Genomic DNA, 20,914 nt, shown 5'->3' with positions numbered 1-20,914 from the left:
AGAGTTAAGGAGATAATTTACTTACGTTGAATTATTAAAAAATATGAATCAATTTATAAATAGTATAAATCTAAATGAGCATAAATGGTTAAAAGATGAAAATGAAATAAGTGAAATGATAGATTTATATTATGACATATTATAAATACCATTGAAGTTATTTAAAAGTCAGTAGAAAAATTCCAAATTATTAAGATGACTAATGGAACAATTTCTAACTTATGATACAATTATGTAAAAAGTATTAAAGCTAGGAGGATTAAGTATGACTTTGAATCAAGAGCAAGCTTTAGTTGTAAATGAACTAGAAGAAAATATTCTACTTCTTGCTTCAGCAGGTACTGGTAAAACTAATACCTTATCAAGTAGAATTTCAAATATTATAAAAAGTAATAAAGCAAAAGCTTCAGAAATATTATGTATAACCTTTACTAATAAGGCTTGTGCAGAAATGCGAGAGAGGATTGAAAAAGTTGTAGGGGAAGAGGCTAAGGACATCACTATAAGAACCTTTCATAGTTTTTGTTATGATCTAATAAAAAGTGATGCAAAGAAAAGAACTGATATATTTACTGATTTTATTGTTTTTGATGAAGAAGACTCTAGAGAAATAATTAAAGAATGTAATTATTATAATTATTCTGTTTTTAAACTGCAGCAGTTTATAGATATAATTAAAATAGAAAGAGCAAAGCTTAATTTATATAGTAATAATATTTTAGATGATTATAGTAAAACTATAAAAAATATATTCAAATATAATGAAGCTAAGATAAATTCAATTTGTAGTGATAAAGGTATATTAAATAGTGAAATGAAAAACTTTTTATTAGGAAAGGGGCATTTCCTAGTTAATTTGTATAATTCATTGCTTTATAGTAATCATGGATTAGATTTTGCAGATTTAACTTCAAAGGCAAAAGAAATCTTAAAGGATGATAAGTTAGTTTTAAGCTTAAGAGAAACTTATAAGTATATAAATATAGATGAAGTTCAAGATACAAGTACATTAGAATATTTTATAATTGAAAAGATATTTAAAGGAAATAATATTTTACTATGTGGGGATATGTTTCAAACTATATATGGCTGGAGAGGTTCAGAGCCACAAAAAATACTAGAGTTTTATAAAAAAGAATATAATCCAATTGAAATAGTATTTTCTAAAAATTATAGATCAACTAAGTTTATAACTAATGGGGCTTTAAGTTTTTTAAAGAATGCATTTGAATTACAGTATAAAGATTTGTATAAAGATGAGATATCTTCAGAAACAAAAGATAATGGTGAAAAAATAAAGTTAAAGATGTGCAATAATTTAAGAGATGAAGCTAGATTTATATTTGAAGAAGTAAAATTATTAAAAGAAAAGGGCGAAGATATATCAAAGCTTTGTGTTTTAAGTAGAGATAATAACTATAATATAAAACTAAGTAGAGAACTAGGAAGTATAATTGGATATGAGGGATCAGATTTTGAATTTATCTTAGTAGATCAATTTAAGTTTTTTAGAAGGCAAGAAATAAAAGATATTATTGCTTTTCTTAAGCTTATTGCAAACAAATATGATAATGTAAGCTTAAAGAGAATAGTGAAAAGGCTTCCTACAGGAATAGGAGATAAAACATTTAAAGTTATTGAAGCAAAAGAGTATAAAGAAGTTGGAATTTCTTTATGTGACTTTATAGATTTCAATGCAAGAACTTATGGAGAAAAGTATTCATTATTAATAAATGAATTTGCACAAGATAATATAATAGTCTTTGATGTTGAAAGTACAGGAACAGATGTAACAGAGGATGAAATAATACAAATAGCAGCTATAAAGATAAATAAGTATGGAGATGTTATTGATAGCTTTGAAAAGTTTTTGAAAAATAACAAGTCTGTAAAATCATCATTTAATGTACATGGATTTAGTGACGAATTTTTAAGTGAAAATGGTGAAGATAAGAAAGAAGTATTAAAAGAGTTTGTAGAGTTTTCAAAAGATACTGTTATAGTAGGACATAATGTGCAATATGATATAAATATTTTAACAAGTGAATTATATAGAAATAGCATAGAAGGACCTAAGTTTAAAGCTTTTTATGATACTTTAGATATATATAGAAGGTTTTATACTAACCTTCCTAATTATAAATTAGAGACACTTAGCAATATATTTGAAACAAAAAATAAACCAAGTCATGATGCTATGGATGATATATTAGCTACCAGTGATTTATTAGTAAGAGCAATAAATGAAAATTTGATTCCTACTTCAATGCAGAGAATAACATATATGTCTAAGCACTTAAAGTTATTTTCATATATTAGTGATAAGCTTAATGAATTATTTAAGGAAGCTGAACTAAAAAGGCCCCAAGATATAATTGTTGATATTATAAATAAATTTAATATAAAAACATTATATTCAGGAAGAGGTATTGAAGCAGAAAAAGAAGGAAGAGAAAAGATAGAAAGACTTAGAGATTTTTATGTGCTTGTAAGAGATTTAGATGATAATAAAAAAAGTAATAGAGATTTTTTATTAGATATAATTAAATTAACTGGCTTATCAAATGGAGAACTTGAAAATCTTATTATAAATAGAACTAATAAAAAAAGAATTCCAATAATAACAGTACATCAATCTAAGGGTTTAGAATTTGATAGTGTATTTATAGTGGGACTCCAAGAAAATACATTTCCATCATATATGTCAATAAAATCAAATAACCTGGAAGAAGAAAAAAGAACTTTTTATGTTGCACTAACTAGGGCAAGAAAACATTTATATTTATTAACGCATCTACATGATGATTTTAATAGGAGAAAAGATGTTAGTAGATTTTTAGGATATATAGATAAAGACCAAATAGAACTAGATAATGATTATTAAAAGATAGTTATAGTTATTTTTGTTAAGTTATAGTATAATAAAAAATATTATATAAGTTATAATGAAGAAAAAAGCTTTCAAGTAAGATATAACTATTCCATAGACTAATAGTTTAATTAATGAGATTATTACTTGAAGCAAATATAGTAATAACTGTGAGGGATAAAAATATGAAGTATGATTTAAATGTATACGAATTAGGGCAATTATTAAGTAATATTACAAAGGAATATACTACTGAATTGCTTTCTAAAATAAAATTAAGTGGTGGATGGATGACTATGACTGGTAAAATGTCAGTAGTATCAGTACCAGAAAATAAAGTAGTTTTAAAGGGAAACAATATAATAACATTGAATGTACAAGATGATGAATGTGAAGGAAGCTTAATAAAAATTACAGGAGCTAAAGACAGTAAGTTTACTATTGATTTAGCACCAACTAAATATAAAGAATTTGGAGCTACAGGATTAAACTTAAATAAAGTAAAAATAAATGAAAATGAATGTAAGCTTAGAATTGGTGAAGATATGATTTTTACAATTAGAAATGCTTCAGTTGAAAGTATATCAAATATAATTAATAATATATAATTTTAAAAGGAAAATCTATGTGGTTTTCCTTTTTTTATTTCATAGATAGCTATTCTTTAAAGTCTCATTAGCTATTGATTACTGACATTAAAAAATAAAAGTATAAAAATGAAAAAACTATATAGACAGTCTACTATGAGGATTGTATAATAAATGAAGTTAAATATATAAGAAGGTAATTTAAATGGAAATGAATGATATACTTCAAGTAGCAGCTTATGCAGGTAAAATAATGTTAGAAAGCGGAGCTGAAGCATATAGAGTAGAAGAAACTATGAATAAAATTTGCAATTCATTAGGAATAGAAATAGCAGATAGTTATGCTACTCCAACAGTAATTATCGCATCTGCTTCACATCAAGGAGAAATAAAATCACTTGTAGTTAGAATTTCAAGTAGATCAGTAGATTTACAAAGAATTCATAAGGTTAATGATTTGGCTAGAAATATATTAAAAAATAAATTTACTGTAAAAGAATTAAAAGATAAATTAAAAGAAATAGAAGAAGAAAAGAGATATTCAAATAAAATAACTATATTATTTTCAGCAATAGGAGCTTTTGGATTTGTTTTTTTATTTGGAGGATCTCTAAGAGATGCAATTGCAGCATTTTTAATAGGTATAGTAGTTAAGTATTTTTCAATAAAATGCGAGAATATAGGACTAAATTCATTTTTTATTACTAGTATTTGTGCAGGAATTTTAGCATTCTTAGCAATTATATCTATAAAAATTGGACTAGCTTTTGATATAGATAAAGTTATAATAGGTTCCATAATGCTTTTAGTTCCAGGACTTGCAATTACAAATGCAATAAGAGATACAGTTGCAGGGGATTTAGTATCTGGCCTTGCAAGGGGGGCAGAAGCGTTTTTAACAGCTATAGCAGTTGCTGTTGGAACTGGTGTAGTTTTAAGTTTTTGGATTAGATCATTTGGAGGAATATAAATATGATTATTGAAGTTTTATCAGCGTTTATAGCATCATTTGCATTTGGAATAGTTTTTAATATTAAAGGTAAAAACTTATTTTTTTCAGCTTTATGTGGTGCATTAGGATGGTTTATATATAAATTTTCAATAAAGATGGGTAGTTCTGATACAACAGCTTTATTTCTTGCTTCTGTTGGTTTAAGTACATATTCAGAAGTTTTTGCAAGATTATTAAAGACTCCAGTAACGACATTTGTAATAGCTGCTTTAATACCTTTAGTTCCAGGCGGAGGAATGTATTATACAATGGTAGAAGTAATTACAGGAAATGTTATGAAGTCATTAGAAATAGGAATAAACACATTAGCTTCTGCAGGTGTACTAGCACTTGGAATAATATTAGTTTCTACAATAACCAAGACTTTAATAAAATATAATTTAAGTAAAAAGATAAAAATTGAAAATGAATTTAACTCGTTAAGTAGTTAGTGAATAAATTTTAGGAAAATACATATAATACTATCATAGTCAGAAGTTTTATTTTAAATTTGACTATGACTATGGGGCGTTGCAGGACAAAATGTAACGCCTTTTGACTTTTTCTTTATAAAAACATATAATAGTTATTACTAAGAATGTATGTTTGTAGGGAGGAATAAAAATTTGACTAAAGAAAAAGACCTAAAGAAATCTTTTGAGAAAACTATGAAAAAGCATAAAGGCAATAAAAAAGCACAATTTATAACTATTATTGTATTTGGTATAATTGGTGTAATATCTTTATATTTCGGAAAAGATTTAAAAGATTCGAGTATAGGAATCCCAAGTGGTAAATTAGAAATATCTTATTTAGATGTTGGACAAGGTGATGCAGCTTATATTAGAGTAAATGATTTTGATATATTAATAGATGCTGGTCCAAGAAGTGATGCAGATAAATTAATGAAACAATTAGAAGAAAAGAATATAGATGATTTTGAAATTGTTATTGCAACTCATCCACATGAAGATCACATTGGTGGAATGGTTAAGGTTTTTGAAAAGTATGATGTTGAAAGTTTTTATATGCCAAAAGTTACACATACAACAAAAACTTTTGAAAATATGATAAATGTAGTGAGTAAAGAAGGATTAAAAGTTAAAGTTATAAAAGAAGGTACAAGCTTTGATTTAGGAGATGGTGCAAAGATAGATGTTTATTCTCCAATTTATGAATCATATGAGGAATTTAATGATTATTCACCTATAATGAAATTAACCTTTGGAAATACTAGTTATATGTTTACAGGGGATGCAGAAGCTCATGCAGAGCAAGAAGTTGTAGCTAAATATCCGAAAAATTTAGATGCTGATGTATTAAAATTTGGTCACCATGGTTCTAGTACATCATCAACTAAGGAATTTGTTGAGGCAGTTTCACCAGAGTATGGAGTAATTAGTTGTGGTGTAGATAATAAATATGGTCATCCACATAGAGAAACATTACAAACTATAGATACTCAAGGAATAAAAGCTTATAGAACAGATAAGCAAGGGCAAATAACAATTACGTCTGATGGAAGTACTATTAGTGTAAGAACTGAAAAATAGCAAAAAGAGATATGAATTAAATTAATTCATATCTCTTTTTTTATTCTGTAACAGTAAAATCACTTAAATTTTCATTTGAAGTTTCTTTATCTTTTAAAATCTTGTCAACTAATATAGCTATTGCTCCATCACCAGTAACATTAGTTGCAGTTCCAAAGCTATCTTGTGCAGCATGAAGTGCAATCATAATTGGCTTTTCAAGTGTTCCAAAGCCAAGCATTGATTCTAAAATTCCTAATGCAGCCATAACTCCACCACCAGGAACACCAGGAGCTGCAACCATAGTCACTCCAAGCATAAATATAAATGGTAGCATTAATGAAAATGTAGGTACTCTACCAGTCATATACATTACTGCCATAGATGTTAATACAAGAGTTATAGTATCTCCTGCTAAATGTATAGTAGCAGCTAAAGGAATAACGAAATCAGTTACTTCCTCACTAACATCATTATTATTTACACAGTCTATTGTTACAGGAATCGCAGCAGAAGATGATTGAGTTCCAGCTGCTGTTAAATAAGCAGGTAGCATATTTTTAAGAAGCTTTAATGGATTTTCTTTTTTTATACTACTAGCAAATGAATATTGAATTAGGATATAGACTCCTTGAAGAGCAAATAAAATTATATAAACTAAAGCAAAGCTTTTTAAAGTACTAAAAATTTCACCACTGAAACTAAGCTTAGAAAATATTGCACCCACATAAATAGGAACTATAGGTATAAGCAAGTTAGAAATAATTTTAGTTACTATTAGGCTAAATTCATTAAATATATTTAATATGCTACTATTTTTTATTTTTGATAAGCTTATTCCCATAATAAAAGAAAAAACTAATGCGGACATCACAGTCATTATAGGTGGAATATCAATACTAAAAAATGTAGTTATTTGATTACTTGATTCTATCACTAAAGAATTTGATTTTAAGAATTTAGGCAATAAATATGAGCCAGCGGAAAATGCTAAAAAACCAGCACAAAGAGTAGAAATATATGCTACTATTGTTGTAATTAACAAGCCTTTTCCTGATTTATTTCCAAGAGATGCAATTCCAGGAACAATGAATCCAATCATAATTAACGGAATAATAAAAGATAAAAAATTTCCGAATAATTCACTAAATGTTGCTAAAAATCTAATTGGAAAATCTAGATTGAGATTTTTGCATATTATCCCCAAAGTTATACCAAGTACTAGTGCTATAAATATTTTTAAAATTAAAGATGTATTTTTCATGTTAAAGCCCCCTTAAAAAAAAGTGTATTTGTATAGAACACACATGTATATAAATTAAATACATAATACAACTTGAATAACTTAAAGTCAAGAAAAAAATATTAATAATAGCTATAAATGCATTAATATTTTCAAATGGGAAAACCTAAATAAATATAATGTATTTAATGGAAAATACATTATTATTTAGGAAGGAGAAAGCTATGAGTATATTAGATTTATTTAAAAAATCTTCAAAGTTTGAAGGAAGATTAGATGAAGCAATAGATATATTGAGTGATATTTGCAAGGCAATAAAAGACTATAGTAAGGAAGAGGATTTACTTGAAAGTTATCATTATTTAAGAAAGGATATTTATAATATAAACTTAGCAAGATTAGAACTAGAAAATTCATTGCTTAGAAATTATTTAAGCAAAGATGAAGATTATGAAGAATTATGCTATGAGCATAAATATAAATTATCTACAGTAAAAAGTGAAATGGAAATATCAATTATTGAAGCTTTATCTGCAATTAATTTATTAATAAAAAATTATAAGAAATTATATAAAAGTTGCGATAAAAAAACTCAAAAAAGATTAATAGAAGGATATAATAATTGCGTAAAGTATTTAAATAAAACAAAAAAAATATTGCTTGATAAGGATTCTGTAAGTAAGTATATAACAGATAGAGAGGGAAAGTTACAAGAAGAAATAGAATCTAAATTAAGAAATGAATATAATATTAAAGTTGATAATGGTGTTAATGGTTTAATACTAAAACTAGATAAATGTAATAGTGGTATACTGTCAGACTTAGCACAAATAGTAACCTTAGTTGGTGAAAGGAAGATAGAAAATGTATCTATGGTTTTAAAAAAGCTTAGTAAAAGAGTAGAGTTTATAGAAATAGTTATAAATGTTCTAAAAAATAAAAATTCAATAGAAAATAAAAAGGATATTATAAAAAATCTAAATTTTATAGAAAGTGAAAATAATGAAATTAAGTTTAATATAGATTTAATAAGATATAATTCTAAAAAAATATTAATGGACATACAGCTAAATAAACCTATAGATGCTGATGATTTCAAAGAAACAATAGATAAAGTTAGAGAAAAGTGTGAAGAAATCAAAGAAAATATATTTATAATAAATAGCAAGTTGAAAGAAAATTATCATAAAGATAAAAATGAATGTATAAGTATAGAAGATAGACAATATAATGCTTTTTGTATAGATTCATATATACGATATTATTACTATGATAAAGATGATGTTGAAAGAGAATGGGATAATTATGAAGAAATCATAAATGGCATTGATGAAATGGAAGTTTTTGAGCAAGATGGATATTGTTTTAGATACACTAAAAATGGAAAGATTTTAGGGATAAAAACAAAGGAAGATGTTATGTTTGAATTTATAGATAATTGTAAAGACGTAAGAATTAATGGGAAGAAGAAATACTTAAATTTAAATAAAAGATTTGAAGTGGATAAATTAATGAATTATACAAGAGTAACTACAACTGTTACTGAATTAAATGACTACATAATGTGTGTATTTTATATAGATAATACAAATGCAGATATATTTGTTAGAGAACTTGAAAAGGTTAAGTCTATACAAGAAAATAAAAGAAAGGCTATTTAAACAACAAGTTCAGATTAGAAAAGAGAGTAGATAATTTCGTGTAACTTTTTTGTTCTTTCAATTAATAAATACAAGGATATAACGAAACGTTATATCCTTGTATTTATTATTAAATTTACCAATTATATAACTTTATACTATATAAAATATTCAGTATATAACTCTTTTTTATTTATTTTTGTTAAATTTCTTTTCATATGAAGAATATAAAATTAAAGCTATAATTGCAAAAACTATAGGTCCTGCAATTTGAAATATAGTAGATATATAGTCTTTAGTTTCTAAAGCAGGTTGTAGCACAGTAAATACATTGGCAAATCCAACAGTTAAAGTTACAATAATTGCAGCTGCAGTAGCAAAAGAGTCATTTTTATATATTTCAAAAGGTTTTTCAATTTCTTTTTTCTTCTTAAAATATATAAATGCAAAAGATAAAAACATATATGGAATTGTCATAGCTACATTGCCCATTAAAACTAAATAATTTAAAAATACGCTAGCACTTTTACCACCAAAAGATGTTATAAGTATTATTGCAACTACTATGGCGCATTGAACCCACATTGCATTCTTATGCATATTATTATCATCTTTTTTACTCCAAGATTTTGGCCAAATTCCTGAAGGAGTTCCCTCTATTAATTGTTTTAAAGGTGAATATGCTAATGTGAAAAATGCACCAAGTAATGCTAAAAACATTGCAAGCCCAATATATCTAGCAAACCAAGATCCAAGCATATTTATTGCATTTTGAGATAAACCGAAAACTTTTCCAATCTCAATGCCTAAGTTTTTTATAACTATATAAGACACATTTGCCATATTAACTTCAGAACCTTTTAAAATACTATTCCAATTTATAAAAAATCCTGCAAATAAAATTGCTAAGGAATAGCCTATAGCAATAACTATTGCCGAAATTTTAATTCCTCTTGGAAAGGTTACCTTTGGATTTTCAGTTGCATCAGCTAAACCTCCAACAACTTCAAGTCCTCCATAAGCAAATAAAGCAAATACTAAAAAGCCTAAGATTCCTAAAGGTGATTGGTATGAAGGATTAGGAGATACTAAAAAAGCACTAATGTCAATGGGCTCAGCTAATTCAAATTTATTTCCTATTAGAACTATTAGTCCGCCAATTATTAAAACTAAGTTAGCACTAGTTACAAAGATTCCACCAATAGAAGCTACTTTAGCAATTCCTTTAAGTCCTTTTGATGATATAAATGTTATTAATATAATGAATATTGAACCTAGTATAGCAAGTGTTCTTGGTGCATTTAATCCAAATAAAGACCAAGTGGATGTATTATCTGTTCCAAAAATTAAATTGGATAAAGGCACCCAAATCGATGATGATATATTAACCATCCATATTAAATAAGAGCTATACCACATAAATGTGCCAACAAAAGCATATTTAGGGCCAATAGATTTATCCATCCAGGTATATATTCCTCCACTTTCATCTCTAAAAGCTGCACCATATTCAGCCATCATAAAAGCATATGGTAAAAAGAAAAAAATTGCAGCAAATAAATACCAAGGAATTGCTGAGTAACCCATTAAATAAAAGGCTCTAGGAATATTATTAAATCCATAAACTGATGTGAAAATCATTAATATAAGTGCTGATAAGGTTAGCTTACCACTATCTAATTTTTTATTTCCCACGATTAGACCTCCTTAAACTATTATTAAAATTATTTTGTTCAATATTAAAGTAATATATTAAGGGAAGTTTACCCATATTTAATAGATTAATTATTAATAAGTTTTTAGAAGATATGATATAATTTAATGGTAAGTTATACATTTATAAGTATATAAAATACTAAAAGAAAATTTAATTTATTTACTGTTGATGATTATTATATAGTAAAAATATTTATGATAAATACAGATAGAAAGGTGAAGAAAATGGAAAGAGTTAAGTTAAGTAATAGTTTAGAAATGTCTAGAATAGTTCATGGGCATTGGAGACTTATGGATTGGAATTTAAGCAATGAAGAATTATTAAAATTAGTTGAAGAAGTTCATGAATTAGGTATAACAACAATAGATCACGCTGATATCTACGGTAACTTTTGCTGTGAAGAAAAATTTGGTGATGCATTAAACTTAAAAAAAGGTTTAAGAGAAAAATTACAAATAGTAACAAAGTGTGGTATTAAGTTTCCATCAGTTAATAGACCAGAAAATAAATCACATTGTTATGATACTAGTAAAGAACATATAATAAAATCAGTAGAAAGATCTTTAAAAAACTTTAAAACAGATTATTTAGATTTATTATTAATTCATAGAGTAGATGCTTTATTAAATCCAGAGGAAGTAGCAGAGGCATTTTCAAAATTAAAAAATGAAGGTAAGGTAAGAAATTTTGGAGTATCTAACTTTTTACCAGCTCAATTTAATATGTTAAATTCTTATTTAGATGAAAAATTAGTAACAAATCAAATTGAAATATCTCCTTTAAACTTAGAGCATTTCGAAAATGGAACACTTGATTTAATGCTTGAAAAGAGAGTAAAGCCAATGGCGTGGTCCCCTCTTGCTGGAGGAAGAATATTTAAGGGTGAAGATGAGGCATCTATAAGAGTTAGAAATGCTTTAAATAAGATAAAAGAGGAAGTTTCTGCAAGGGATATAGATGAAGTTGTATATGCATGGTTATTAATGCATCCAAGCAAGATTATGCCTATAGTTGGTTCTGGAAATTTAGAGAGAATTAAATCAGCTGTTAGAGCAACAGAAATAAAACTTACAAGAGATAAATGGTTTGAAATATATGTAGCAGGAAGAGGAGTAGATATTCCTTAAGCTATAAAATTTATAAATTAAAACAGGATAGAAGCTTAATTATGTAGATTCCTATCCTGTTATCTTAAAATTTAAGTTCTAAAATCAAATTTATTAGAACATCTTTTACAAGTTACAACTATTTTACCTTTTTTTCTAGGTAATCTTAATTTTTGTCCACAGCTTGGACATTTTGTTATTTTATAATTTTTCTTTTCATTCAATTTATTTTCAAATATTTTAAAAAGATAAGTAAGGTTATTTAAATCAAGTGGTGGTATATTACTTGGAATTGTAAATCCAAGCTTAGATAATGGTTTATTTACAAATGTAACAAAAGAGTTAAGTTCTCTTCTCCTTCTATAGCTATCTTTAGAAAATACTCTGAAGATAGCAATTAAAAGTACTGCATAACCAATGATCCTTGTAAAACGAGAAAAATTAAGCAATGAACTTAAAAATAATAAAGCTAAAGTTAGTATGTCTACTCCGTATGTACCTTTTAAAAATCCCATTTTAACACCTCTATTATAATGTAATAAGTATATTATAATACAAAGAGTAAACTTCTTCAATTTATATAATAATAACAATCTATATTAATAGGCTTGTTTTTTAGGAGTATATATAGTTAAATATACATAGCAATAAATCATGAGGTGAAAATATATGAAAGATAGAATACCAAAAGATTATTTAATTAGAATAACAAAAGCATCAACTTATTTTATTTTTAGGAATGGACCAGTTAAGAAACTTTATGATCAGGGTAAACTAGAAGATTCAGATATTAGAGAAATGCAAAAATACATGCAAAATCATTTAGCATATTTATATAATGTTTTATTAGAAGAAAATGATTTAAAAAAATTTGATTTAATTATTTCTACAATGGACAAGTTTTATATAAATGATGAAGATGAAATTAAATTTGATGATGATGGATTTGATAATTTTTATAATAAACTATTTAATGAGGTAATGGAAACCATAAAGATGAAAAAATAAATTACAACCATATTTTAAGAAAAACTTAAGCTTAGGGGTTATAATTAACTAAAATAATTACAATAATATAACGTCCTGGGGGGAGTCTAATGTGGTTTTTAAATATTATATTATATTTTTCTATATATAGTTTTTTGGGATGGATTTGTGAAGTTATTTATTGTTCAATACCATCTAAGAAATTTATAAATCGTGGTTTTTTAAAAGGGCCAGTATGTCCAGTTTATGGTTTTGGCGCAATGTTTGTCATTTATATAATGAAATGGATTAATATTAATTCTGCAATTTTAGTATTCATTTTAGGCGGATTTATTGCTTCAATAATAGAGTTTATTGCAGATATTTTATTAGAATATGTATTTCATACAAGACTATGGAACTATTCAGATAGAAAATTTAATATTAAAGGAAGAGTTTGTTTACTTAATTCAACTTTATTTGCAGTTTTATCAACTATATTAATTAAAATAGTACATCCTTTAGTATTAGATATAGTGGTTAGTTTAAGTTCAATTACTATAATAATAGTATCAAGTTTATGTATAATAGTATTTTTAATAGATGGAGTATTCACTGTTAGAGAAGTAATTAAGTTAAATATAACTTTGAAAAATATGAATATTTTAAAAGAAATTAAAAAAGAGTTTAAATTAAAGTGTCATATAAGGCTTATTGAGGCTTTTCCTCAATTAGAGCATAAAAAGTATATGAAAGAATTAAAAAAGCTTAAAGAGATAATTAAAGAATCTATGAAAAATTACAAGAAGGTATAACTTTATTAATATTTGTAAAGATTTATTATTATGGAGGTGACACTATGTACATCGCATTTGGAAGAAAAGTGGTTGATACAGAGGAAGTAAAAAATGAAATTGAAAATAATTCAGAATTTAAAGTTATTAAAGATATGACCAAGGGAACTAAAAGAGAAGATACATTAGCTTTTAACTTAAGTATAGATATAAGTATATTAAATGGAATTATAGAAGATGATTATAATATAGATGAGTTAAATGAAGATGAGCTTTTTGATGAATATATGAGTTTATCAGAAGAATTAGCTACAGATATGGAAGATATTTTACCAGATGAAGCCATTATAGATATAAAAGCTTATAAATGGGATCCATCTGATAATGATATAAAACTGATAATAGCTGCAACACATGAAGATACTGGAGAAGGTAAACTTAAGGATGTAATGAGAAGGCTAATAACTCAACTAGAATAATAAAAAGTCACCATATTTAAACTATGGTGACTTTTTAACTTTAAGCTAAAATTTTGAAACATAAGAATATCTGTATTAGAATTTATTTTTTCTTTTTTGAGTTTTTTTTTTTGCTGAGTCTTTTTTACTATTCTTTTTGTCTTTGGAGTCATTCTTTTTGGTTTGATTTGACTTACTCATTATATTCTCCTAAATAATTGCATAATTAATAATATTATTTTATTTTGCAGAATAGAATGGAAATTTATTAAAAATATTAGAAATTATACCAAAATATAGTATAATTAAATTGGATATATAAAATTGTATTAATTAGGGGGAGAAGCGATGAAACTCAACAAATTTACCAACAGGATAGTTACATACTTTATAGGAGTAGTTATAATTGGGCTTACTATAATATCATTTATTGCTTATTATTTTGCTAGCAATACATTAGCAAAAAGTAATACTACGTTAATGTATGGAATGACAAAGCTCTCAGCAAAGTTAATAAGTGATGGAGTACAAGATAACTTAACATTTTTAGAAGATATTATAAATAATGAAAAGATAAAAAATAAAGATATTAAATTAGAAGAAAAAATGAGTATTTTAGATAAAGATTTAAAGGGTAAAGGCTTCTATAATTATGGTATTGCCTCTAAGGATGGGAAAGTTATATAATAATGGTAAAATCGAAGACATAATTAAGAGTAAGTTCTTTAAAGATTCAATTAGTGGAAAAAAAGTTGTATCTGGCCCATACAAAAGTGATTTAGATTATATGATGTCATACTTAGTTCCATTTAATGATGATGGAGAAAATTACATATTAGTTGCTGTAAGAAAAGCTACAGAGTTTAATGAAATAGTTAATGATACTAATTTACTAGAAAATTCTAATATTTTTATATTGGATAAGGAAGGGAATATAATTTCGGATAACGATTATAATGCAGTGAAAAATAATACTAATTATATAAAAAACAATATAGATGATAAAAAGTATTCAGAATTTATAAAAGTTCAAAAAATATGATATCAGGAAATGAAGGGATAGAAAAATATAATTTAGGTACTGAAAAGAGATATATAAGTTATACTCCAATTGATAATATGGATTGGTCTATAGGAATAACAATTAGCAATAAAGATCTTTTAAAAGAATTAAGAGTTTTGGCAACTTGGTTATTACTATCTTCAATTATAGTGCTGTTATTAAGTGTAATAATAATTATATTTTTAACTAAAGTTATAAGTAAGATATTTGAAGTAATAAAAACAAATATGAATAATTTTTCAAAAGGAAACCTTCAACTTAGTTTTCATGAAAAATATTTAAATCGAAAAGATGAAATAGGGACTATATGTAGAGCTATTAAAAGTAGTAAATCAGAAGTTGAAAATATGATAATAGGTATACAAAATTTATCAAATGATACTCTGGAGGATTCGGCAAATTTAGCATATATTTCAGAAGAATTTAGTAATTCCACAGAAAATATATATTTATCAATAAATGAAGTTGCAAAAGGAACAAGTAAGCAATCTAATGAATTATTAAATATAGTTAAAATAGTAAATAAATTGGGGGATAGCATAAAAGAAGCAGAATTAAATATAAAAAGAATAAAAAATGTTTCAGAAGAGATAGATAGTGACTCTGAAAAGAGTAATGAGGATATGAGAAACTTAATTGAATCTATAAATACCTTTGATAAAAAATTTTCAGTATTTATAGAAAGTATAAAAAATATGAATAATGATATAGAAACTGTAAAGAATATTTCTGTTTTAATTGATGATATATCTGATCAAACAAATCTTTTAGCTTTAAATGCAGCGATTGAAGCTGCAAGAGTAGGAGAAGCTGGTAAAGGATTTGCAGTTGTAGCAGATGAAGTTAGATCTTTAGCTGAGACATCCAAAGAGGCTTCAAATAATATTTATCAGATATTAAATAATATATTTAATAATGCAAAAATAATATCAGAAGAAACAGAAGAAATAAGTAAAGGATTAGAAAAACAAAAAGTTGTAGTTGAAGAAACTATAAATTCTTTTAATAACATATCTAATTCTATAAAGAGTGTTGGACCTAGAATAAATGATATAAAGGATTCTTTTATTAAAATTGAGGATGATAAAAGTTATCTTTTAGATACAGTTCAAGAAGTTTCAGCATTATCCGAAGAAATAGCAGCATCATCCGAAGAAATAACAGCATCATCAGAGGAGTTAAAGAAAAATACTACTATGGTAACTACAAGTTCTCATAATCTAGCAAATAAGACTGCTGATATGAATGAATTACTAGATAAATTTCAAGTTTATTAAGATTTAAGTTATAAGGAGTGTTAAATGTCTAATATTTTGGTAAAATATATTAGACATTTAATTTTTTAGGAGGAAAACACATGATAAGTAAAGAGAGAGTTCTAGAAAGATTTTTAAAATATATTCAAATTGATTCAGAAAGCTATAGTGAAGGACAATTTGCAAAAGTATTAAAAGAAGAACTAGAAATTTTAGGATTTGAAGTGGAATTTGATAATGCAGGTGAAGTAGTTGGATCTGATACAGGAAATTTAATAGCAAGGTTAAAAGGTAATATTCAAGGCGAAAGTATATTACTTTGTGGACACATGGATACTGTAAGGCCAGGAAAATCAATAAAGCCTGTAATAAAAGATGGAATTGTATATTCAGATGGAACTACAATTTTGGGTGGAGATAATAAAGGCGGAGTTGCTTCCATTTTAGAAGCTTTAACTGCAATAAAAGAAGAAAATATTCAACATACAGACATAGAAGTTGTATTTACAATTGCAGAAGAAGTTGGAATATATGGGGCTAAGAACTTAGATTATTCTAAGATAAAATCTAAAAAAGCTTATATTTTTGATACAAGTGGAGATATTGGAAATATAATAATTAAAGGACCTGCACAAGATAAGATTATAGTTGAAATTAATGGTAAGGCAGCACATGCTGGAGTTTCACCTGAATCTGGTATAAGTGCTATTCAAATAGCAGCAGAAGCGATAGCAAATATGAAGTTACTAAGAATAGATGAAAATACAACTGCAAATATAGGGAAAATAAATGGTGGCGTTGCAACTAATGTAGTTTGTCCAGAAGTAATAATAGAAGCAGAAACAAGAAGCACAGATATAAATTCTTTAGAAAAGCAAACAGCTCATATGATAGAAGTTTTTGAAAAGTCAGCTAAGAAATTTGGTGGAACTGTTGATATAAAAGTAGATAGAGTATTTGGACAATTTGTAATTGATGAAAATGATGAAATAGTGAAAAAAGCTAAAAAGGCCATGAATAATCTTGGTATAGAAGGAAAAATTTCATCATCAGGTGGTGGAAGCGACACTAATATACTTAATGGAAATGGAATTAAAGCTATTAATCTCTCAAGTGGAGAGAGAAAACCTCATACATTAGATGAATATATGGTGATAGATGATTTGGAGAAATTATCAAAGTTAATACTTGAAATAGTTAAAGTAAGTAAATAAAAGAATAAGGAGCAGTAATCATATTAAAAACTGCTCCTTATTTAAATTTATATTAAAGTAGCAAAGGATTAACACATTCCGCCACTACCACCGCCCATGTTGCCGCCACCACAAGCATTCATATTATTTTGAGTAGTTCCTTGAGAACTATTTTGTTTGTAGTAATTAATTATTTCATTTGAGCGCATTCTTAAAGTATTAAGAGTCTTGGCATATTCATCATTTTCAGGATCGATTTCTGTAGCAGTTACTATATGCTGAACTCCCAGGTCAAACCAGCCTTTCTTAAAATAAACAAAGCCTTTTAAGTAATTCCATTCGGCAGAATCGTTTAAATCTAAAAGATTTAATTTACTTTCAGCAATTTGAATATTATTATTATCAATAAGTGTTCTAATTTCCTTATATACAGCACCATTAATTAATACATCATAAGCCATATTTGCTTCAGAAAGAACTTCTTCAGCAAGTGGGCGAGCTTGAAAGCTTGAGTTAGAAGTGCCATATTCATCTAATATGTTTTTATAGGCTTGTTTAATTTCATCTTTTGAAGACTCTGGAGTAACCCCTAAAATTTTATATGGGTTCAAAATAGTTTCACATCCTTCATATTTATATACTTATTATAAATATATAGATAATCATTAAATTATGTTACAAATTAAGTTCGTCATATATTTTAAATATATTTGGAAAGAAGACAATAATATGATAAATTAATTTTATAAATATAAATAAAAAGGAGAAAACAAATGACGAGATTTAAAAAAATATATATAGAAACAACTAACATTTGTAATTTAAGTTGCAATTTTTGTCCTAAAACAAGTAGAAAATTAGGGTTTATGGATATAGAGAGCTTTAATGAAATAATAAATAAGATTAAGGGATATACTAATCATATTTATTTGCATTTAATGGGTGAACCATTTTTAAATAAGAATTTAGAATCATTTCTAAGTATAGCAAAAGAATTTGATTTTAAAGTAAATATAACAACAAATGGAACATTAATAAATAAAGTTAAAGATATAATAATAGATTCAAAAGCTGTGAGGCAAATAAATATATCATTACATAGTTTTGAAGCCAATGATAATGATATAGAGTTTAATGAATATATCAATAATATTTTAGATTTTATTAATGAATCTACTGAAAAAAGTGAAACGATTTGTGCTCTTAGACTTTGGAATATAGATACAAAAGATCTAAAAGCAAATAATGATTTAAATTCACAAATAATAAAATTGATTGAAGATAAATTGAGTCTTGAATTTAGCTTATTAGAAGCATTAAAAGAAAAAAAGAGATTAAAATTAAAAGATAAAGTATATTTAAATATGGCAGAAAAGTTTAGTTGGCCAGATGCAAATCTATCATTAATAAGTGAGGATGTATTTTGTCGTGGACTTAGAGACCAAATTGGAATATTACTTGATGGAACTGTAGTACCATGTTGTCTAGATAGTGAAGGAAAAATACCACTAGGGAATATCTTTGAACAAAATTTAGAAGAAATAATTACTTCAGAAAGAGCAAGAAATATATATGATGGATTTTCAAGAAGACGTGCAGTAGAAGATTTATGCAAAAGATGTGGATATGCCAAAAGAAATTTTAAATAATATATTCAGGGAGGGGTAATGTGAAGTACGTGTATGATTTAGCGGTAAAAATGAGTATTTCAGCAACTATATCATTAATACTTGCTAATTTATTGAATTTACAGTTTTCTGCTGTTGCAGCTGTAATAGCAATTTTAAGTATACAAGACACTAGAAAAAAAGCATTAATAGTTGGCAAAAATAGAGTTATTGCCTGTATAATAGCAATTTTATTATCAGTTTTAATATATGGTTTTTTAGGACAAAATCCTATTACTTTTGCAATATTTCTTTTAATTTTTATACCTGTAACATCAAAATTAAATATATCAGAAGGTATGGTACCAGCCGTGGTATTATCAACACATTTACTTGTTGCAAACCCTATTAATCTTTATTGGATTATTAATGAAACATTAATTATGATAATAGGAGTTGGAGTGGCTTCTATAGCAAATTTATTTATGCCATCTCTTCAATATAAATTTGATGAAGATAAAGAATATATAGAGAAAAGCTATAGAGAAATATTGTCTAAAATGTCTAAATCTCTTGTAACTCATACTGTAGATATTGATGAAGGATTTTTAATGAAAGATTTAGAAAAAAGGATAAATGAAAGTTGTGAAAGAGCTTATAAAATAGTAAACAATAGTCTGTTAAAAAGCGATTCTTATTATACTGATTATATGAATATGAGAAGAAATCAATTTAATATAATAAAAAAGCTTAGATCTCATTTTGAAAAGTTTTATATGTCTTTTGAACAAACTCATATGATATCAAAATTTACAAAGCAAGTTGCGGATCAAATTAAAGACACGAATGATTGTGAGGAGTTATTAGAAGAGCTAGAAATATTAAAAAATGATTTTAAAAAAATGGCATTGCCAAAAACTAGAGAAGAGTTTGAAAATAGAGCACAACTTCTACAATTTTTAAATGATATGGAAGATTTATTAAATATGAAAAGAAGTTTTGTTCTAAATTATAAATTATTTAATAAGATTAAGTAAAAATATAATGCTAAGTAAGTATTTTACAAAAAAAAGGAATCTGTTGTAAAATGGTTAAGGGGGATGATATTTATGGAAAATAATCAAGTATTAGAATTGATAGATTTAAAAAAGAGTTTTGGAGAAAAGCAAGTATTAAAAGGGATAAATCTCAAAATAAATAAGGGGAGTATAATTGGATATATAGGACCTAATGGAGCTGGGAAAAGTACTACAGTAAAGCTAATTATGGGACTAGTTACTGGATATGCTGGAGAAATAAGAATATTTGGAGAAGATATTTCTAAAGATGATGGAAGTTATAAAAAGAAAATAGGATATGTTCCAGAAGTGCCTGAAATATATGATAGTCTAACAGGAAAAGAATATTTAACTTTTATAGCTCAATTATATGATATAGATTATGACAAAGCTGATAATAAGGCAAGAAAATTAATGGACATACTAGGAATAGCAGATGTCTATGAAAAGAGGATTTCATCATATTCAAAAGGTATGAAGCAAAAGTTAATATTGATATCAAGTTTAATACATGATCCAGAAATATTATTTTTAGATGAGCCTTTAAGTGGATTAGATGCTAATAGTGTAATGATAATTAAAGAGATACTTTCTTATCTTGCAAAAGAAGGAAAAACAATTTTTTATTCATCTCATATAATGGAAGTTGTTGAAAAAATAAGTGATAGAATAATATTGATAAATAATGCTGAAATAGTTGCAGATGGTAATTTTGAAGAATTAAAGAGTAATTATAAGGAAAGTTCACTTGAAAGCATATTTAATGAGGTTACAGGATTCCATCAATATAAAGAATTAGCTGAAAACTTCATATCTGTAGTTAAAGAGGTATAG

The 20,914-nt window shown here is 26.0% G+C and carries 21 protein-coding genes; 17 read left to right on the top strand and 4 right to left on the bottom strand.

Annotation, left to right across the window (positions count from 1 at the left end):
- Positions 1 to 265: 265 nt before the first annotated feature.
- The 5 genes from J7M87_RS15225 to J7M87_RS15205 all read left to right on the top strand — a co-directional run bounded on the left by J7M87_RS15225 (position 266) and on the right by J7M87_RS15205 (position 6,000).
- Positions 266 to 2,884: a 3'-5' exonuclease gene (locus J7M87_RS15225; RefSeq protein WP_291652180.1), complete on the top strand. Its 2,619-nt coding sequence runs from the start codon at positions 266 to 268 to the stop codon at positions 2,882 to 2,884.
- A 170-nt stretch (positions 2,885 to 3,054) separates the two neighbouring features.
- The gene (locus tag J7M87_RS15220; protein ID WP_291652178.1) at positions 3,055 to 3,477 is read left to right on the top strand and encodes a UDP-N-acetylglucosamine pyrophosphorylase; all 423 of its coding nucleotides are present in this window, start codon (positions 3,055 to 3,057) and stop codon (positions 3,475 to 3,477) included.
- Positions 3,478 to 3,661: 184 nt separating this feature from the next.
- Entirely contained in the window at positions 3,662 to 4,426 is a 765-nt protein-coding gene (locus J7M87_RS15215; protein ID WP_291652176.1) for a threonine/serine exporter family protein, read from the top strand.
- Positions 4,427 to 4,428: 2 nt separating this feature from the next.
- Positions 4,429 to 4,899, top strand: coding sequence for a threonine/serine exporter family protein (locus tag J7M87_RS15210; protein WP_291652175.1), 471 nt, complete (start codon positions 4,429 to 4,431; stop codon positions 4,897 to 4,899).
- A 216-nt stretch (positions 4,900 to 5,115) separates the two neighbouring features.
- Complete coding sequence (locus J7M87_RS15205; RefSeq protein ID WP_291652331.1) at positions 5,116 to 6,000, top strand: ComEC/Rec2 family competence protein; 885 nt, start codon at positions 5,116 to 5,118, stop codon at positions 5,998 to 6,000.
- Between the two features lie 40 nt (positions 6,001 to 6,040).
- On the opposite strand, the gene J7M87_RS15200 is transcribed toward J7M87_RS15205, so the two are convergent.
- The gene (locus J7M87_RS15200; RefSeq protein WP_291652173.1) at positions 6,041 to 7,243 is read right to left on the bottom strand and encodes a dicarboxylate/amino acid:cation symporter; all 1,203 of its coding nucleotides are present in this window, start codon (positions 7,241 to 7,243) and stop codon (positions 6,041 to 6,043) included.
- 203 nt (positions 7,244 to 7,446) lie between these two features.
- On the opposite strand from J7M87_RS15200, the gene J7M87_RS15195 reads away from it, so the two are divergent.
- Complete coding sequence (locus J7M87_RS15195) at positions 7,447 to 8,883, top strand: hypothetical protein (RefSeq protein ID WP_291652170.1); 1,437 nt, start codon at positions 7,447 to 7,449, stop codon at positions 8,881 to 8,883.
- A 168-nt stretch (positions 8,884 to 9,051) separates the two neighbouring features.
- Here the strand turns inward: J7M87_RS15195 and yjeM are convergent, their stop codons facing one another.
- Positions 9,052 to 10,557 carry a glutamate/gamma-aminobutyrate family transporter YjeM gene (gene yjeM, locus J7M87_RS15190; RefSeq protein ID WP_291652168.1) on the bottom strand — a complete coding sequence of 502 codons (1,506 nt, stop codon included), beginning with the start codon at positions 10,555 to 10,557 and terminating at the stop codon, positions 9,052 to 9,054.
- A gap of 246 nt (positions 10,558 to 10,803) precedes the next feature.
- Between yjeM and J7M87_RS15185 the strand changes: the two genes are divergently transcribed.
- Positions 10,804 to 11,706, top strand: a complete 903-nt coding sequence (locus J7M87_RS15185) for an aldo/keto reductase family oxidoreductase (protein WP_291652166.1) — start codon at positions 10,804 to 10,806, stop codon at positions 11,704 to 11,706.
- 71 nt (positions 11,707 to 11,777) lie between these two features.
- On the opposite strand, the gene J7M87_RS15180 is transcribed toward J7M87_RS15185, so the two are convergent.
- Positions 11,778 to 12,200 carry a hypothetical protein gene (locus J7M87_RS15180; protein WP_291652164.1) on the bottom strand — a complete coding sequence of 141 codons (423 nt, stop codon included), beginning with the start codon at positions 12,198 to 12,200 and terminating at the stop codon, positions 11,778 to 11,780.
- A gap of 154 nt (positions 12,201 to 12,354) precedes the next feature.
- Here J7M87_RS15180 and J7M87_RS15175 point away from each other — a divergent pair, with 154 nt between their 5' ends.
- The 7 genes from J7M87_RS15175 (at position 12,355) to J7M87_RS15145 (ending at position 17,436) form a co-directional block, all read left to right on the top strand.
- Entirely contained in the window at positions 12,355 to 12,693 is a 339-nt protein-coding gene (locus tag J7M87_RS15175; RefSeq protein WP_291652162.1) for a hypothetical protein, read from the top strand.
- A gap of 89 nt (positions 12,694 to 12,782) precedes the next feature.
- Positions 12,783 to 13,466 carry a putative ABC transporter permease gene (locus J7M87_RS15170; RefSeq protein ID WP_291652160.1) on the top strand — a complete coding sequence of 228 codons (684 nt, stop codon included), beginning with the start codon at positions 12,783 to 12,785 and terminating at the stop codon, positions 13,464 to 13,466.
- Positions 13,467 to 13,510: 44 nt separating this feature from the next.
- Positions 13,511 to 13,924, top strand: a complete 414-nt coding sequence (locus J7M87_RS15165; RefSeq protein ID WP_291652158.1) for a hypothetical protein — start codon at positions 13,511 to 13,513, stop codon at positions 13,922 to 13,924.
- Positions 13,925 to 14,251: 327 nt separating this feature from the next.
- Positions 14,252 to 14,590 (top strand): hypothetical protein, encoded by a 339-nt coding sequence (locus J7M87_RS15160; RefSeq protein WP_291652156.1) that lies wholly within the window; start codon positions 14,252 to 14,254, stop codon positions 14,588 to 14,590.
- Positions 14,574 to 14,945 carry a hypothetical protein gene (locus J7M87_RS15155; protein WP_291652154.1) on the top strand — a complete coding sequence of 124 codons (372 nt, stop codon included), beginning with the start codon at positions 14,574 to 14,576 and terminating at the stop codon, positions 14,943 to 14,945. The genes J7M87_RS15160 and J7M87_RS15155 overlap by 17 nt, the downstream gene beginning before the upstream one ends.
- Positions 14,942 to 16,243, top strand: coding sequence for a methyl-accepting chemotaxis protein (locus tag J7M87_RS15150; RefSeq protein ID WP_291652152.1), 1,302 nt, complete (start codon positions 14,942 to 14,944; stop codon positions 16,241 to 16,243). Before J7M87_RS15155 ends, J7M87_RS15150 begins: the two co-directional genes overlap by 4 nt.
- An 80-nt stretch (positions 16,244 to 16,323) precedes the next feature.
- A complete protein-coding gene (locus tag J7M87_RS15145) occupies positions 16,324 to 17,436 on the top strand; it encodes a M20/M25/M40 family metallo-hydrolase (RefSeq protein ID WP_291652150.1) in 1,113 nt (370 codons plus the stop codon).
- A gap of 68 nt (positions 17,437 to 17,504) precedes the next feature.
- Here J7M87_RS15145 and J7M87_RS15140 read toward each other — a convergent pair whose 3' ends face one another.
- Positions 17,505 to 18,026, bottom strand: coding sequence for a J domain-containing protein (locus tag J7M87_RS15140; RefSeq protein WP_291652148.1), 522 nt, complete (start codon positions 18,024 to 18,026; stop codon positions 17,505 to 17,507).
- A 162-nt stretch (positions 18,027 to 18,188) separates the two neighbouring features.
- On the opposite strand from J7M87_RS15140, the gene J7M87_RS15135 reads away from it, so the two are divergent.
- The 3 genes from J7M87_RS15135 (at position 18,189) to J7M87_RS15125 (ending at position 20,914) form a co-directional block, all read left to right on the top strand.
- Positions 18,189 to 19,064, top strand: a complete 876-nt coding sequence (locus J7M87_RS15135; RefSeq protein WP_291652146.1) for an SPASM domain-containing protein — start codon at positions 18,189 to 18,191, stop codon at positions 19,062 to 19,064.
- 20 nt (positions 19,065 to 19,084) lie between these two features.
- A complete protein-coding gene (locus tag J7M87_RS15130) occupies positions 19,085 to 20,059 on the top strand; it encodes an aromatic acid exporter family protein (RefSeq protein ID WP_291652144.1) in 975 nt (324 codons plus the stop codon).
- 72 nt (positions 20,060 to 20,131) lie between these two features.
- Positions 20,132 to 20,914, top strand: a complete 783-nt coding sequence (locus J7M87_RS15125; RefSeq protein WP_291652142.1) for an ABC transporter ATP-binding protein — start codon at positions 20,132 to 20,134, stop codon at positions 20,912 to 20,914.

Source organism: Clostridium sp. (assembly GCF_017888565.1).
Classification (GTDB): Bacteria; Bacillota; Clostridia; order Clostridiales; family Clostridiaceae; genus Clostridium.
This window is presented reverse-complemented; position numbering and strand designations above follow the sequence as displayed.